11 protein-coding genes are annotated in these 17041 nt (G+C 51.0%); all 11 read left to right on the top strand.

Annotation, left to right across the window (positions count from 1 at the left end):
• Window positions 1-226: 226 nt before the first annotated feature.
• The 11 genes from I8J30_RS08405 (at window position 227) to I8J30_RS08355 (ending at window position 17034) form a co-directional block, all read left to right on the top strand.
• Window positions 227-1531: a glycoside hydrolase family 140 protein gene (locus I8J30_RS08405; protein ID WP_210657127.1), complete on the top strand. Its 1305-nt coding sequence runs from the start codon at window positions 227-229 to the stop codon at window positions 1529-1531.
• Window positions 1532-1786: 255 nt separating this feature from the next.
• Window positions 1787-3193, top strand: a complete 1407-nt coding sequence (locus I8J30_RS08400; RefSeq protein ID WP_210657125.1) for a glycoside hydrolase family 32 protein — start codon at window positions 1787-1789, stop codon at window positions 3191-3193.
• Window positions 3194-3407: 214 nt separating this feature from the next.
• Window positions 3408-4373 (top strand): ABC transporter permease, encoded by a 966-nt coding sequence (locus tag I8J30_RS08395; protein WP_210657123.1) that lies wholly within the window; start codon window positions 3408-3410, stop codon window positions 4371-4373.
• Between the two features lie 16 nt (window positions 4374-4389).
• Window positions 4390-5277: a carbohydrate ABC transporter permease gene (locus tag I8J30_RS08390; RefSeq protein WP_210657121.1), complete on the top strand. Its 888-nt coding sequence runs from the start codon at window positions 4390-4392 to the stop codon at window positions 5275-5277.
• A gap of 93 nt (window positions 5278-5370) precedes the next feature.
• Window positions 5371-7134 (top strand): extracellular solute-binding protein, encoded by a 1764-nt coding sequence (locus I8J30_RS08385; RefSeq protein WP_210657119.1) that lies wholly within the window; start codon window positions 5371-5373, stop codon window positions 7132-7134.
• An 89-nt stretch (window positions 7135-7223) separates the two neighbouring features.
• Window positions 7224-8834, top strand: a complete 1611-nt coding sequence (locus I8J30_RS08380; protein ID WP_210657117.1) for a response regulator — start codon at window positions 7224-7226, stop codon at window positions 8832-8834.
• On the top strand, window positions 8812-10629 hold the full coding sequence (locus I8J30_RS08375) for a cache domain-containing sensor histidine kinase (RefSeq protein ID WP_210657116.1): 1818 nt from the start codon (window positions 8812-8814) through the stop codon (window positions 10627-10629). Before I8J30_RS08380 ends, I8J30_RS08375 begins: the two co-directional genes overlap by 23 nt.
• A gap of 135 nt (window positions 10630-10764) precedes the next feature.
• The gene (locus tag I8J30_RS08370) at window positions 10765-12930 is read left to right on the top strand and encodes an ADP-ribosylglycohydrolase family protein (RefSeq protein ID WP_240547908.1); all 2166 of its coding nucleotides are present in this window, start codon (window positions 10765-10767) and stop codon (window positions 12928-12930) included.
• Window positions 12931-13091: 161 nt separating this feature from the next.
• Entirely contained in the window at window positions 13092-14714 is a 1623-nt protein-coding gene (locus tag I8J30_RS08365; RefSeq protein WP_210657114.1) for a spore germination protein, read from the top strand.
• Between the two features lie 3 nt (window positions 14715-14717).
• Complete coding sequence (locus I8J30_RS08360) at window positions 14718-15839, top strand: GerAB/ArcD/ProY family transporter (RefSeq protein ID WP_210657112.1); 1122 nt, start codon at window positions 14718-14720, stop codon at window positions 15837-15839.
• Window positions 15808-17034, top strand: coding sequence for a Ger(x)C family spore germination protein (locus tag I8J30_RS08355; RefSeq protein WP_210657110.1), 1227 nt, complete (start codon window positions 15808-15810; stop codon window positions 17032-17034). Before I8J30_RS08360 ends, I8J30_RS08355 begins: the two co-directional genes overlap by 32 nt.
• The last annotated feature ends 7 nt before the right edge of the window (window positions 17035-17041 follow it).

Genomic DNA, 17041 nt, shown 5'->3' with positions numbered 1-17041 from the left:
GGTGGAGGAAGCTCGGTGTTCGCGGCAGGTAGCGTGAATGCGGGGCTTCTTTTTGATGATAAAGAGAAGTGAGTTGTTTACTCTACTGATCTCTCTATTAATCGCTCTACTAATCGTCCAACCAAACTATTGTATACATATTGTGTACAGATTTAATATATGATAGGCTGGGGATACAGCTAGATTATGCCGATCAATAACCTATACCAGGAGCGTGAGTAAGAAGATGTCGAGCACGTTGCAGCAGTTGAGGGTCAGCGATAACAAGAGGTTTTTGATGCAAGCGGACGGTACGCCGTTTTTTTGGCTTGGGGATACGGCTTGGGAGCTGTTTCATAGATTAAGCCGCGAGGATGCGGATGAATATTTGAAAGGCAGAGCAGAGCAGAAGTTCAACGTGGTTCAAATCGTTGCACTGGCCGAGTTTGAGGGGCTAACTGTTGATAACGTTTACGGTCGCCGTCCGCTGAAGCAGAATGCTGAGGGACACTATGATCCGACTTTGCCTGATCTAGACGGTGACGATAACTACTGGAGCCATGTCGATTATGTTGTGGATCGTGCGGCAGAGTATGGCATCTACGTAGCTTTCCTGCCTACTTGGGGCGATAAATACAATGTTGCATGGGGCAAAGGGCCGGCTATCTTCAACGGGGATAATGCGAGAGTATACGGACAATGGCTGGGCGAGCGGTACAAGGATCGCTCGAACATCATTTGGGTGCTTGGCGGTGACCGTCCGCTGCAAACCATTGAGCATTTTGAGGTCAATAATTCACTTGCCGCGGGCTTGCGAGAAGGCGATGGCGGGCGTAATCTGATTACCTTCCATCCGAGCGGCGATTCCTCCTCTTCGCGCCATCTACACGATGCATCGTGGCTTGATTTCAATATGATTCAATCCGGCCATCATGAGCTGATTCGCGTCAATTATAGGCATGTGAAGGCGGATTACGATAAACTGCCGGTTAAGCCGACATTCGATGCGGAGCCATGCTACGAGGATCATCCGATCAATTTTAAAGCGGTTAATGGTTACTTCGATCAAGCGGATGTGCGGATCGGGGCATATTATGCGGTGTTCTCCGGCGGCTTTGGCCATACCTATGGGCATCATTCCATTTGGTCGATGACAACGAAGCCGGAGCCCTATTTTATTATGAACTGGAGACAAGCACTCCATCGTCCGGGCGCTCAGCAAATGCAGCATGTGCGGGGGCTGATCGAGTCGGTGTCCTTCTTCGACCGCGTGCCGGATCAAAGCTTGATCGCCGAGAACTATGAAGGCGCCAACTATATGGTCGCTACTCGCGGCGAGGATTATGGCTTTATCTACAGCCCGAACGGCCTGCCGTTCCGAGCCGCGCTCGGTATCTTGGGAGGAAGCCGCATCGAAGCTTCCTGGTTCGATCCTCGGACAGGGGAATACTCGGCCATCGGCGAATACGACAATAGCGGCGAAGTCACATTCACGCCGCCGATCAGCGGCAGAGGGAACGACTGGGTGCTGGTTCTGAAAACCGTGAAATAAAAGTCAGTCCGGCACTGCTATTCCTGCACTCTTATTTCTAATCTATTAAACGCCTGTCATTACGCCTCTGCGGCGCGGTGACAGGCGTTTTTGGCGTTTCGTAATTATTTTAGCCGGATCGATTGATCGTTCGAAGTAAAAGGAGCAAATGGAACGGAAAGCAGCATGAAAAATCACATTTTAATATAGTCGCGTCCGAACGACGTGCTCTATGATGGTGGTGTCTCACTATTGAAATAAGGGAGCCATGAACATATGAACCTCTATCGTCCGATCTATCATTTTCTGCCGCCGAGCAACTGGATGAACGATCCTAACGGCCTGCTTTATTATCAAGGCGAATATCATGTGTTCTATCAATACAATCCGAACGGAGATACATGGGGAACGATTCATTGGGGTCATGCGAAGAGCAAGGATTTGATTCATTGGGAGCATCTTCCTGTCGCTCTGTCCCCCTCGACTGAACGAGGGGAAGAGCATTGTTTCTCGGGCTGCGCCGTGATCGGACCGGAAGGCGTTCCGACCTTGTTCTACACAAGCATTGGCAGCGGAGAGCGGGGATACGAAGATGGAGCAGAGCAATGGATGGCTACGAGCGCGGATGGGATGATGACCTGGAACAAGTATCCGGGCAATCCGGTCTTATCGAAGGACGTTCATGGAGAGCTGAATATCCGCGATTGGCGCGATCCTTACATTTGGAAACACGAGGGAAGCTGGCTGATGGTACTCGGTGGGAAGCATGACGGCAAAGGCTGTGCCATGATCTATGGTTCGGACGATCTGAAGTCATGGAAGCTGCTGAACAAGCTGATGGAAGCTGAGCGCACAGAAGAGTATCTGTGGGAGTGCCCGATATTCTTCCCGCTGGATGGCAAATATGTGTTGATCTACTCGCCTAAGGACGCAGTTCGCTATTATACGGGCACGTTCAACGATGACTTTACGTTTTCGCCTGAGCGGCATGGGATACTCGACCCCGGCGGTTGGGAAGGTTTCTATGCACCGAATGTGATGGAGGATGGCGATGGGCGAAAATTGCTTTGGGCGTGGATGCCGGAATTCGCGAGGGGACAATTCGAGGGCTTGAAGGGCTGGGCCGGGGCATTAACCGTTCCCCGGGCGCTGTCGCTGACAGAGGACGGAACGCTCCGCATGGAGCCGGCCAAGGAACTCAAGCAGCTCCGCGGAGCGTGCGAGCGTGTTAGCGGTCTGACTTTGGACGACGGTGCCAAGGAGTGGAGGCTGAAAACGAGGGGACGGGCGTTCGAGTTGCTTGCGGAAATCGAGCTGACGGATCCGGACGCGACGTTCGGATTCAAGCTGCTGCATGGGGAGAATGATGAAGAAGCCACGCGCATTCTGTTTGATCCAAGTCAGCGGCGGTTTATTCTAGACCGCTCCCGTTCAAGCCTTTCACCTTCGACACATCTCATGGAGCTGCAGGGTGAGATCAATTGGAAGATCGGCGATACGGCGACCGTTCATATTTTCCTGGATCATTCTTTGTTGGAGATATTCGCCGGCTATGAATCCTGTCTGTCTGCACGGATGTATCCGCTGCTGGAAGACAGCGATCGAATTAGCATCTTTGCTGGCAGCGGCAGCGTCACGTTTCGTTCGCTGCAGGTCTGGACGCTTCATTCGATATGGCCCTAGCAGCAAGAACCCGGATAACGATCCGGGTTTTTCTATTTCCCCCGAATGAAAGTCGCCCAATGACGGCGACTGCTGTTCATCTTAAAAAGAGCGTTTTCAAACATGAATGTCCGCTAATTTGGATATTTCCCGAGAGAGGCGTGAGCTATGATGAATACAGGAAATGAATCCGCTTTCAACGCAGCGAGGAAAGGCCAGAAAGGATGACCAGAATATGAATCATGTCCCGGGAGAATTATTGCCGGCAGCTTCCCCTCCTATTCATCAAAGAAACCACATCTGGAGGAAGATCAAGAGGCAGAAAATACTGCTGCTCTTCAGCGTCCCATTTGCGATTTGGGCAGCCGTGTTCTGCTATGCTCCGATTTGGGGCTGGATCATGGCTTTCCAGGACTACAATCCCGGTAAAGGAGTAACGGGAAGCCCTTGGGTGGGCCTCAAGCATTTTCAAGCTTTTTTCCAAGAAGAAATGCTCTATACGCTGCTTCGGAACACGATTGCGATCAGCGTCTTGAATATCGTGGTGGGTACGTTCGGAGCTGTTGCCCTTGCGCTGCTGCTGAACGAAGTGAAGGGTGTTTTCTTCAAGCGGACGGTTCAAACCGTATCGTATTTGCCTTATTTCATTTCGTATGTAGTTGTCGCCAATCTGTTCCTGACGCTGCTCTCTCCTTCAGATGGGACAGTTAACCGATTGTTATTGAAGCTTGGCCTGATCGATAAGCCGATCTTCTTCTTCGCCGAGCCGCATCTGTTCTGGGTGCTCGTCGTACTCATCAACGTTTGGAAAAACATCGGCTGGGACGCGATTATCTACATTGCGGCAATGTCGTCCGTAGATACGGAATTGTACGACGCAGCCAGCGTGGACGGGGCGGGCCGCTGGCGGAAAATGTGGCATATCACCTTGCCGTGTATCCGTCCGACCATTGTGGTGCTGCTCGTGCTTAGCGCAAGCGGAATCTTGAATGCCGGCTTCGATCCCTCCTACTTGCTAGGCAATCCGATGGTTCACGACTATTCCGAAGTCATCGATACGTACGTTTACCGCATGGGACTAGGGAATGCGATGTATTCCTACGCAACTGCGATCGGCCTGTTTCGATTGGTGGTATCTCTGGTGCTATTGTATCTTGTAAACCGCATGGCGAAGAGGCTCGGAGAGGACAACGTGCTATGAAAAGAGGGACAAGACGATGAGACAGAGATGGCAGGATGCTGCGTTCGATTTCTTTAACATTGGCGGCCTTACGATATTGATGGTGGTTACTTTATATCCGTTCCTTCATGTGCTTGCATTCTCTCTAAATGATGCCGTAGATTCCATGCGGGGAGGGCTGACGGTGTGGCCTCGTAAATTCACTTTTGCGAACTATGGCGTCATCTTCCGCTACGATGCATTAATCGATGCTTCCATCATGAGCGTGCTTCGGACCGTCGTCGGGACGGTGACCTCCGTCATATGCACGGCGATGCTGGCTTATTCGTTATGCAAGAAGGATCTGATCGGCTACAAGTTTTTCAATTCGCTGTTCATTATGACCATGTTCCTCTACGGCGGCTTGATACCCACGTTTATTTTGTTCAAGACGATTCACATTTACAATTCGTTCTGGGTCTATATTGTCCCGGGATTGATCAGCGCCTTCAATATGATCTTGCTTCGTACCAATTTCAAATCCATTCCGGATTCCCTGATTGAATCCGCCTATATAGACGGGGCGAACGATGTGTATGTGTTTTTCCGAATTATATTGCCGCTATCGACGCCGATTATCGCCACGATTGGCCTGTTCGTTGCCGTTGGCCAATGGAACTCCTGGCAGGATACGCTGTTTTTCACGGTCAACGGCAAGCTGCAGACGCTTCAATACGTGCTCATGAAGATTTTGAATCAGACAGAGGCCGGCGCGATGATCAATCAGATGAAATCCAGCATGGCTCGCCGCGGTATGGTCAAAGTAACGCCTGAAGCAGTCAAGATGGCGATTACAATGGTCGCAACGGTGCCTATACTGTGCGTGTATCCCTTCATTCAGAAATATTTCGTCAAAGGCATGCTGCTCGGCTCGATCAAGGGTTAATGGTTTAGGCTGGTTCGGGGCTGTTCGTCCTCCAAGAGGATTTGTAATAGCAAAATAGGAAAAGAGAATTTACACTAATGGGGGAGGTTTCAAATGAGAAAAGCAAGTGTTCGGAAAGTACTTGGTGTCATGTTGAGCGTTTTTATGATCATTTCCGCAGCGGCCGGTTGCTCAAACAACAATAACAATACGGCGGGCGATTCTACGCAGCAGGCGTCGGAATCAAACGGGGCGGCGAATACGGAAGGAAACACAGCGGCGCAGGCAGGAGATATGTCTGCTTTGCCGGATGCCGAATTCAGCGTCATGCTTGGCTGGAACGTGCCGCAGCTTGCGTCTCAGGATGCGCCAGTCGTGAAGCAGGTCTATGATAAAACGAAAGTCCGCCTTAATCTTGAATCGCCTCCGGCTAATGTGGATGAGAAGCTGAACATTATGCTGGCAAGCGGGGAAATGACGGACGCGATCGTTATTAACAATCCCTCGATGGCGCAAAAGTTCATCGACGCCGGATATGTAATACCATTAGACGAATTGTTCGATAAATACGGCGGACAAATCAAGGAAAATTTAAACTCGGTATGGGGCCAGCTGAAGAACGAAGACGGCAAGATCTATAAAATCCCTTCGGGCTACATTCTTCCGGGTGCGGATAGAATGCTCGAGACCGGCTACAGCTTTCAGTTTCTGACCAACGTTCTGGAGGCTAAGGGCTGGTACAAGCCGCAAACGTTCGACGAACTCACGGCGCTGCTCAAAGAAGTGAAGGAAAAGTATCCGCAATACATTCCGATGTCTCTTGCGCTCGGAACAGAGAGTTTCTTTACGAACATGGTCAAAACCTTGGCAGGAGCTGAGGGCGTAAGGCTGTACAACGATTACGTCTGGACGCCTGACGATAAGCTGATTTACAAATATAAGGACGCCGGCATCCGCGATTCGCTGAAATGGCTGAACCAACTCTATCAGCAAGGACTGCTCGACGAGGAGTCTGCCGTTCAGAACATCGACGGGTTTAAGGCGAAGATGGCTTCGGAGAAAGTGTTCTCATCCATCGGATCTTGGTTCGACAACATGTACGAAGCGAACAGTATCTTCACCCAAGACAAGAAGCCGTTTCGCTTCAAATACTTCCTGCTGAAAGGGAATCCGGAAGTTGCAAAGACGACTTATGACGCTTACGGAGCAAACTACGATTCGGGCGTCTATATTTCGAGTAAAATGAAAGATCCGGAGCGGTTTATGCAGTTCGTTAATTACTTGAATACGCAGGAAGGAAACTTGCTGCAAAAGGGTGTCGTTAACTTTGACGGTGAAGATAAAGATGGCTATGATTACTTTATTACGGAAGAAGAAGGCAAAAAATATATAAAGAGCACGACTTTCCAAGTGAACGGCTGGCAGAATGATGAGCTGTTTGCATCGAAGCGCGGATTGAACACATTCGGGTTTCTGACCTTCAGCACGGATATGAACGATCACCCGAGCTTCACGTACCAAATGTCGCGCAAAGAACTGGATTTCTCCATGTGGTGGGACGACGAGACAAAGCGGGCCAACGAGGGTTACGGCGAGAAAGGGACGGATTGGATCGAGGAAGGAAGAAGCACGGGGTGGGACTACACGGATATCGCCGGACTTAACTTTAAACCGGAGAGCGCGGAGTACATCGCTACGACTAAAGTGAATCAGTTATCCTACAACACTATCGTTAAGCTTATCCTATCGGCGTCTGATGCGGAATTCGATAAAGGCTACGATGAATTCTTGAAGAAAGCGGATGATATGGGCATCGGCCAAGCGGAAGCGGCGATGAACCAAATGTATCAGGACCGCAAAGCAGAATGGAAGCAATAAGAAGATAAATTCGGAACGGCTCCGGTTGCCACAACGGGAGCCTTTCCGAATTTCTCTCTCATGGGCAATTTCGGCAAGGAGGAATCATCATGATCAACTTGTTTATCGTGGACGACGAGGATATGGAACGGGAGGGTATCCGTTCGCTCTTTGACTGGAATCAGCTCGGCATCACCATCATTGGCGAGGCGTGGAACGGGCAAGCCGCTTTAGAGGCTCTTGTCGATGTGGAACCGGACATCGTAATTACAGACGTGAGGATGCCGGGCATGAATGGTCTGGAGTTCGCGAGCCGGCTGAAGCGGCATTATCCGAACGTTAAATTTATTTTCATTAGCGGGTATGAGGATTTCGATGCGGCAAGGAACGCGGTGGATGTGAGCGCGGTTGCTTATTTAATGAAACCCATCAATAAAGAGACCTTGATGGATACGATTGCCGGGGCGATCGGCCGGATTCAGGAAGAGAAACATCGCGAGAAAGAGGAGGTCCAGCTTAAACATCAAGTAGAAGAAAGCCTGCCCTTGCTGCGAGAGCAGCTGTTGCGGGATATTCTGCTCGGCATCGAACGGATCGACGACGAACGGACGATGCAGCGGGCAGAGTCCTATGGGTTGTCGCTGCCTGTGATCCCTACGGCTGTCATGATCGTGAAAGCGGAGGAGCTTGGGGCTGACCGCGAGGATTCGGAGCCCTTGAAGACGATCGCTGTCTATCGAGAGCTCAGCGGGATGATCGGGGAGGAAACGAGCTTGCCCGTCGTCATGACCCGGGAGGGTGAATATGTCGTGCTGATTCCTTGTTCTCCGATTCTTGCGCAGGAAGACATGGAAGAGCATCTGGAACAGACGGCCGCGAGCTGGGTTCAGCAGCTGCAGAGGTCAACGGGGGTGACGCTCGCGATCGGCATTGCGCTGGCAGAGGACGGGATTCGAAGCTGCCCGCGCTATTACCGCATGGCCAGAACGGCAGTCGGCCGCAAGTTTTATTCAGGCGGGCAAAATGTGCTGTGGCACGAGGACGACGAAGGCAGCCGGGATGATTTTCCGATTCTCGTTCACCGCTCGAAAGATGAATTGGAGGAAGCGATTATCGCCTTCGATACGTCCAGGATAGAACAAATCGTTAAGACCAGTTTACAAGGCAAATCGATGAAGAAGGAGCAAGCCTGGTTCGTCGCGATCGATCTTCTAAATACGGCTTTGCAAACGCTTGCGGAGAAGAAAGAGCTGGTGAAAGCAGCGTTCGAGCAAGAGAAGGCACCATGGGAGAAGTTGATGTTGATGGATACAATCGATTCGCTGGCAGCTTGGGTCGTCGCTTACATTCAAGGCATCGCTGAATTAATCAAGAAGAATCAAGGCAACCGAAACGAACACATTGTGCAAACGATCAAGCAGTGGGTGAAAAGCGAGTACATGACGGATTTAACGATCAATTCCATAGCTGGCCGAGTATTCCTAGCTCCGGGTTATGTCCGGAAATTATTCAAGAACCACACGGGCATGACGTTGAAGGAGTACATCGTGCAAACCCGAATGAAAAATGCGAGCGAGCTGCTTCGCCAACCCGAGCGTAAAGTGAATGAAGTCGCGCTTGCTGTCGGCTACGAGAACGTTTCATACTTCTGCGCGGTATTCAAAAACTTTTACGGCATATCGCCGGGGGATTTCAAAGATGCCTATCAAATCCTGGCTTAATGATTTACCCAACCTTACCATTAATCGGATCAGGCTGAAGCCGAAATTAATCGCTTCGTATATGATTGCCGCCTTTTTACCTCTCCTGTTCATGGGCTTCTTTCTGGTGCATAAGGCGAATCAGATCATCGAGAACCAGACCAACCTGACGTACGGGATCTCGATGCAGCAGTTGATGTACAATATGGAAACCCGGCTTGCTTCGTATGAGGAGCTGTCCAATCATTTCTACTTCGATACCAATTTGAACCTGGATCTCCAGAAGGATTACAGCAAAAGTTCGAACCTGGACAAATACGAGGTCGAGAGCGATTTTATCGAACGGGTCAAAGTATTGCTGAAATTCAAAAACGATGTGCGTACCGTCGGTATTTATTTTCATAATGCGACCCTGTATAATGCCAAGCCCTATTTGACCTATGCCGACGACAAAATCGCGGGTCAGCTGAATTTCCAGAGAGCCTCGGCATCCAAGTATAAAGGATATTGGGGGAAGGTGAAATCCGTACCGGACGGTAATTTGTATTGGGACGTGGAATTACGACGCAACGCGCCGAATACCCGGGTATTCAGTTATAATCGGCCCTTGGAATTTTATACGGATCATCATTCGGTAGGCTTGCTCACGATAGAAATCAAGGAATCGGAGTTCTATCAGCTGCTTTCCAAAGAGGGAACAGACAAGGCGATCTACCTCGTGGAGCCGGATGGAAATATCATTACGTCCAATGACAGGGCCAGCTTGGGCAATAACCTGGAAGCGGACGTGCTGGGCGAAATCGGGAGGCAGGCTAGCGGCGATTTTCTGCTGCAGCGGAGTGAGGATCATTTCAAAGTCATGTACAGCGAATTGTCGAACGGCTGGAAAATGGTTTATATGATTCCGGTCAACCGTCTGCTGGAAGAAACGAAGAACATGCGAAATTACGGGCTGTTGTTTATTCTTGTCAGCGCAGCCGTGTCGGTAGCTTTGCTGGTCATTTTCTCGAATCTGATTCTCGCCCGTATGACCATTCTGCTCAAGCGCATCCAAAGAATGAGGAACGGAGAAATCGAGACGGGACGGTTTGTGAGCGGGAAGGATGAAATCGCCGTTCTGGACCATAGCTTTAATCAAATGGCGGAACGCATGAAATATTTGATCGACGAAGTCTATACGCTCACGATTAAGAGAAAGGAAGCGGAATTGACGGCGCTCCAAAGCCAAATCAATCCGCACTTTCTTTACAATACCTTGTCCACGGTCAGCTGGCTTGGGCGGAAGAACGGGAATGACGACGTATGCGAGATCGTGGAAAGCCTGGCGAAGTTCTACCGTATTTCCCTGAGTAAGGGGAAGGATGTTATCACGATGCGGGAGGAGTTCGAATGCATTAAAGCTTATATCGATATTCAGCGATATCGAATGAAAAATCGCATCCGCTCGATCTATGCGCTCGATGAAGGCATTATGGACGCCACTGTACTGAAGCTGATTTTACAGCCGATCGTCGAGAACGCGATTCTGCACGGACTCAGTCATGAGAAGGAACAAATCTCGATTTTGATCAAAGGCGGGTACATCGGGGGTATCGTCCAGCTTGAGGTGAGCGACGACGGAGTCGGCATGGAGCCAGAGGTATTAGCTATGCTGCTGGATGCAAATTCACAGTTGAACCAAAAGGGCGGTTATGGCCTGCGAAACGTGAACGAACGGATTAAGCTCCAATTCGGACACGATTACGGTGTAGAAGTAAAGAGCAAGCCCGGTTTGGGTACGTCGGTATTCATCCGATTGCCGTACCAAACGGTATAAAGGAACGTTTTCGAGCACAAATGTCCGTTTATTTTGATATTTCGATGCGGGTGCCCTGATGTATGATGAGGACAATTCCTCTGGTGCGGACAACACGGCTGGATTGGAAAATGATAAAACGGAGTGTGAAAGGGAATGATGGGGAATTCCGAAAGATCGGCTCTTGTGAATCATACAATGCCTGAGGATTATGTGGAACGCGTATATGCGGGATGGGTGGGGAAAACGATCGGCGTCCGCCATGGCGGTAACGTCGAAGGCTGGTCATACGAGCAGCTGGAGCGTACGTTCGGGGAAATGACCGGCTATTTGCACCAATTCAAAAATTTCGCGGCTGACGACGACACGAACGGCCCGCTGTTCTTCCTGCGGGCGCTTGAGGATTATACGCATACGCCTGACATCTCCGCAGAGCAGATGGGGCTGACTTGGCTCAATTATGCGCCTGACGGACATGGTTTCTATTGGTGGGGCGGCTACGGTAAATCCACGGAGCATACCGCGTATCTGAACTTGAAGAACGGTATCATGGCACCGCGTTCCGGCTCTACGGCGTTAAATGGAAGCGCTGTCGCCGAGCAAATCGGCGGGCAAATTTTCATCGACGCATGGGGATTGATCGCGCCTGGCAACCCAAGACTGGCTGCCCATTATGCGGAGAAAATCGCCAGTGTATCGCATGACGGCAACGGTAAATACGGAGGCATGTTCATTGCGGCCTGTATCGCAGCCGCTTTTGCGGAGCGGGATATCGAAGCGATTATCAAGGCAGGCTTGGACGTTATTCCTGAGGATTGCGAATATACCCGGATGACGAAAGACGTCATCGAGTTCTATCACCGAAATCCGGAAAATTGGCGGGATGGCTTCAAGTTCGTATTCGACAACTACGGTTATGACCGCTATCCCGGCGTCTGCCATATTATCCCGAACTCCGCGGTCATCGTCTTATCTTTGCTATATTCCAGAGGCGATTACTCCAAGGCGATTAATATATGCAATATGTGCGGATGGGACACCGATTGCAACGTCGGTAACGTGGGTACGATTATGGGCGTGATGGTCGGCTTGGACGGCATCGATCCATCGTGGCGCAAGCCAATCAACGATTTCCTCTGCTGCTCAAGCGTCATCGGTTCCTTGAACGCGATCGATTTGCCGTGGTGCGCCCAGTACGTGGCCGATTTGGGCTATCGCATTGCTGGTTCGGAACCGGCAGAGAAATGGAAGCCGATATTGAACGGCAAGCAGTCGCATTTCCATTTTGAATTTCCGGGCTCTACGCATGCGTTCCGGACGGATTGGGACGACCGGAGCCATCATGTCACGAGCTTCGTGGAGAACACGACGGAAGCCGCGGCAAGCGGAGAGCGCTCGCTCAAAGTCGTATTCGATCGTTCCCACGGCGGACAAGGCTATCGGGCTTACCGACAAACCTATTACCGGCCTGAGGATTTCAACGACAGCCGCTACGATCCATGCTTCTCGCCGAATCTGTACCCGGGGCAGTCGATTGCGGCGAAGGTAATGCTGCCAAAGACGGAGAAGAGATCGATCCAGGTAAGGCTTTACGTACGCGATCGTAATGCCGACGTTCGTCATTACGGCGAGAAAACGACGTTGACTCCAGGGCAATGGACGGAGCTTGCTTATTCGATCCCGGCAATGGATGATGTCTGTCTGCTTGAAGCAGGCATCGAATGGATTCCCGAAGGAGGCTGGGGACCGCTGATCGCTTATGTGGACGACATGCGCTTCGCCGGAGAGCCTGATTACGCGATCGACTTTGCGCAGGAACGTCTGGAGAAGTGGACCGGCACGCATATTGAAGTGAGCCAGCTCACCTATTTGCGCGGCTTATGGACGCTGGATGAAGGTAAGCTGTGCGGCAGCTATTATGGCGAGTCTGCCGAGAGCTATACGGGAGATCTGCAGTGGAAGGATTACCGCTACGCAGCTTCGGTCATCCCGCAATCCGGCAGTGAACACCGTGTTCTCTTCCGCGTGCAGGGCGGTATTCGCTCTTATGCCGCAGGTTTCTCCGAAGGGAATACGTTCCGCTTGTACAAGAACGAGAACGGCTATCGCGAGCTCGCAGGAGTCGACTTCGAATGGGCTTGCGGTCAGGAGTATGAGGTGGGAATTAGTGCAATTGGCAGCGACTTCGAAGTGACCGTTAATGGAGATACTGTGATTCGATATAAGGACGAGGCTGCGCCTTACTTAAACGGCATGGTAGGCTTCGCGAACGATAAGGGCAGCCGTACGCAATATTCGGCTTTCCGTGTTAAGGGACTATAGTACGTTGTGGGATGTGTAAGTTAAGGAATAGCGGCGATGCAGAGGTTGATCATCTGCACCGCCGCTTTTTGATTTAAGCCTGTTGCATAATAGTCTTGTACATTTTAGGGTAAATTACTACTATTATCCATTGGACTGGTGAGAGTAGGCAGCGGAGAACGATGAAGCAGGCACAGAGCACAAGCAAATCGAGATACATAACGAAAGCGTCAGCCCCCATATTGGACGCCCAATTAGATGTCGGCTTTTCAGGCAGCCTTGAGGAAGCTATCGAAGCCGTGCAGAGCATTATGAAGGATGACGGCGATTTTATCATGCGCCGCTTTCATCTGTTCGGGCGCTATGATGCGGTATTGTTCTTCTATTGCACGATGTCAGACCTCGCGACGATAAACAATCATATCTTAAAACCGCTCATGCACTTGCCTGCTCACTTGGAAGGCAGGAGCGTCGACATACAAAGTTTGCGTGATATCGTGATCGATGACGTTCTATATCACAGCGGCGTTGAATCGGAAATAAAGCTTTCCGGACTTATCTCGTGCATCCTGCGCGGAGATACCGCTTTGGTCATCGAAGGATTGGAGGAAGCCTTCTCGATTAGCACAAGCAGCGTCGAGAAGCGCGCTGTCGATCAGCCGGCAACAGAGCAGGTTATTCGCGGTCCGCGCGAAGGCTTTATCGAGATGCTGGAGAAAAATATCGCCTTGATCCGGTACCGCCTCCAAACGCCGGAGCTTCGGATTCATTCATTAGAGATCGGTCGCAGAAGCCGCTCGAAGGTGTCTGTATGTTACCTGGATGGGGTCACCAACACAGAGCTTGTGGATGAAGTGAAACGCCGGCTCTCCTTAATCGATATCGATGCCGTCCTGGATTCCGGTTACCTGGAACAATTTATCGAGGATAACCACGTAACACCGTTTCCACAAGTACAGTATACAGAGCGTCCGGACAAAGTCGCCGCGAATTTGCTGGAAGGCAGGGTAGCCATCCTAGTGAACGGATCGCCGCAAGCGCTCATCGTTCCCACGGTGTTCAGCCAGTTCTATCAGACCGTCGAGGACTATACGGAACGGTTTCTGCTCATGAGCGCCATTCGGCTGGCGAGATTGGTAGCGCTTGTTTTCTCGCTGGTTTTCCCTGCAATCTATGTCTCCATCATCTCCTTCAATCCAGAGTTGATTCCGACGGAATTTGCGGTAGCGGTGGCCGGTGGGCGTGCGGGGGTTCCTTTTCCAGCCATGGTTGAGGTCATCATCATCGAGATCTCGATGGAGGTATTGAGGGAGGCGACGATTCGGCTGCCGCAGCAGGTGGGCGGAGCGCTGTCGATAGTCGGTGTTCTTGTTGTCGGCCAAGCTGCGGTAGCAGCCGGCTTCGCGAGCCCGATTACGGTTGTCATTATTGCACTGACCACGATCGGTTCGTTTGCAACGCCGGCCTATAATGCCGCGCTCGCCTTGCGGCTGCTGCGCTTCCCTCTTATTATCATGGCGGGCATATTCGGTCTGTATGGGGTCGTGATTGGACTCATCCTGATTGCCAATCATCTGCTGTCCTTAAAGTCTTTCGGTGTCCCTTACCTAAGCCCGCTTATTCCGGGAAACTTCAAGGGGATGAGGGATCTCATCATTCGCAGCCCATTGAAATGGATGACGGATCGGCCCGCCTCCTTGCATACTCAGGACAAGAAACGGGTCTCCACCGGCAATTCAGCCGAGGAGCAGCCGAAGAATGTGCTTGATCCCAGTGAATTCAATCCTTCTGTTGAGGAGCAATAAGGCATGCAGAATACCCGTTCGATTACAACGATTCAGTCAGCTGCCATTCTGGTCAGCACCATTATCGGTGTAGGCGTGCTCCCGCTTCCTTTGTTTGCAGTGCGAGCGGCAGACGCAGGTGCGCCGCTTGTTACGTTATTAGGCGCCTTGGTTGGTTTCATCGGGCTTGCGCTGATCAGTATATTGGGTATGCGGTTCCCGAACCAATCCTTCGTGGAGTATAGCGAGGCTATCATAGGCAAATGGCTGGCCGCCGTCGGAAGTCTAATGATTATTGCCTTCTTCGCCGTTCTGACTTCACTTGCCGCACGCGAGTTCGGTGAGGTTGTCGTCACCTCCGTACTCAAGAATACGCCACTTGAGGTGACTGTCATCGTGATGCTGCTGCTTGCAGCCGTTTCCACGCGCAACAACCTGGTGACCTTCACCTATATCCATCTGTTCTATTTCCCGTTTCTCCTTGGGCCTGCGCTGCTCATTATCGCGCTCTCCTTAAAAAATGCGGACGTTATCAATCTTCAACCGATATGGGGAAATAACCATGCTCATATGCTCCCTGGTATTCTGACTGTTGCTTCCTTGTTTCAAGGCTCCTTCATCATGACAATCATTATTCCCGGCATGCATAATCCGAAAAAATCGATGAAGGCAAGTCTGGCAGCGATGGTCGTGTCTGGCGGTCTTTATGTCGCGATCGTCGTTGCGGCGGTAGGTGTATTCGGCGCCGAGGAAATCCGTAATTTGTTGTGGCCGACACTGGAATTGGCAAAGGCTACTTCGCTGCCGGCCAATATCTTGGAACGGCTGGATGCAGCATTTCTGGCGGTTTGGGTAACGGCGGTATTTACGACGCTGTTTTCCAGTTATTATTTAATGATTCGCTTTACCAGCTATCTGTTTCGTTTGAAGGACCATAACATGTTTGCTTTCTTCTTTCTTCCTTTTGTTTTCGTAATGGCGATACTTCCTCAAAATATTTTGCAAATGTATCAAATTATTGAAGACATCGGACGAATCGGCTTGTTTATCACGATTGGATATCCGGCATTCCTGTACATCATCTCACTCATTCGCAGGAAGAGAGGCGAGCGCAATGAGCCAGAACCCTTGGATCCGGTCGGTTAAGACCTTGCTTGTTATGGTGCTGACAGTACCGCTCCTAAGCGGCTGCTGGGACCGGCTTGAAATCGAGGAACGCGCCGTCGTACTGGGGATATCGATTGACGAAGCCGGCAAGCGAACGCAGGAGGAGAGGGAGTCCCAGGTTACGCAGACAGCGCCTCAGACGGACTTGGTTCGGGTAACGGTTCAAATCGCCCTGCCTGGCCGGATTCCGCTGGGACCGGGAGAAAGCGGGGGCAGCAGCGGCGCGGGCACGCAGGAAACACTCTGGGTGCTGGATTCAGTGGGACACTCCGTCGATGATGCGTTGATGAACTTGCAGCAACAGCTCTCCAGCAGGCTGTTCTTCGGACATTTGCGCGTCATCGTCGTGTCAGAGAGCGTCGCGAGAAGAGGACTTGAAAACGTCAACGATTTCTTCCACCGTAATTCGGAGGTTAGACGATTGGCCTGGCTCATGATTTCGGAAGGCAATGCGAAGGCGCTCATGAAGGCTGCGCCGAAGTTGGAACGAGTGCCGACGCTTTATTTAATGGCAACGCTGGATGAAGGCACTCGAATGGGAAAGTTCCCGTCCGATTACATCGGTAATTTCTGGAGCAACTCGGTAAAGCTGGGCGAGGAAGGTTTCCTGCCTTATGTCGCTATTCGTAAGGAACAGAACGTCCAAATTGCCGGCCTGGCCTATTTTAAAGGCAATAAGATGGTTGGCCATACAAATGCGAGTCAAATCGGAGCCTACATGGGAATCAAGGGCATTAATCCTGCTGGCTACCGCATCTTTGTCGATCTTGGCGGACCGAAGAAGAACGTCATGACGACAATCACGCACCGAGACAAGAAGATCGTTGTGCGCATTGTAAATGGGCTTCCCCGATTCACCATCCATATCGCCCTTGAGATCAATGTGGAAGAGAAGCTTAGCGAAGCAGTTGCCATCGATGATTCGAGTATTTTGAAGCGAATTGAACAAGATGAGCAGGAGAAGGCGATTCAGATCTATAGAAAATTTCTCGGGCAAACGCAAGCAGATGGCTCGGATATTTTCGGTTTTGGCGAATATGTGCGCGCGAAAAAGCCGGGATATTGGAATTCAAGGGTTCGCACGAAGGAGCGCTGGCAGGAGATGTACAAGGAAGTCGATTTCGACCTGGATGTCCAAATTAATGTAAGACGTGTCGGCATGAAATCCAGATAAGGGGGAG

It is taken from the genome of Paenibacillus lignilyticus, from assembly GCF_017942085.1.
Taxonomy (GTDB): domain Bacteria; phylum Bacillota; class Bacilli; order Paenibacillales; family Paenibacillaceae; genus Paenibacillus_Z; species Paenibacillus_Z lignilyticus.
The sequence above is the reverse complement of the archived record's forward strand: the minus strand, read 5'-3'. Positions and strand labels throughout refer to the sequence as shown.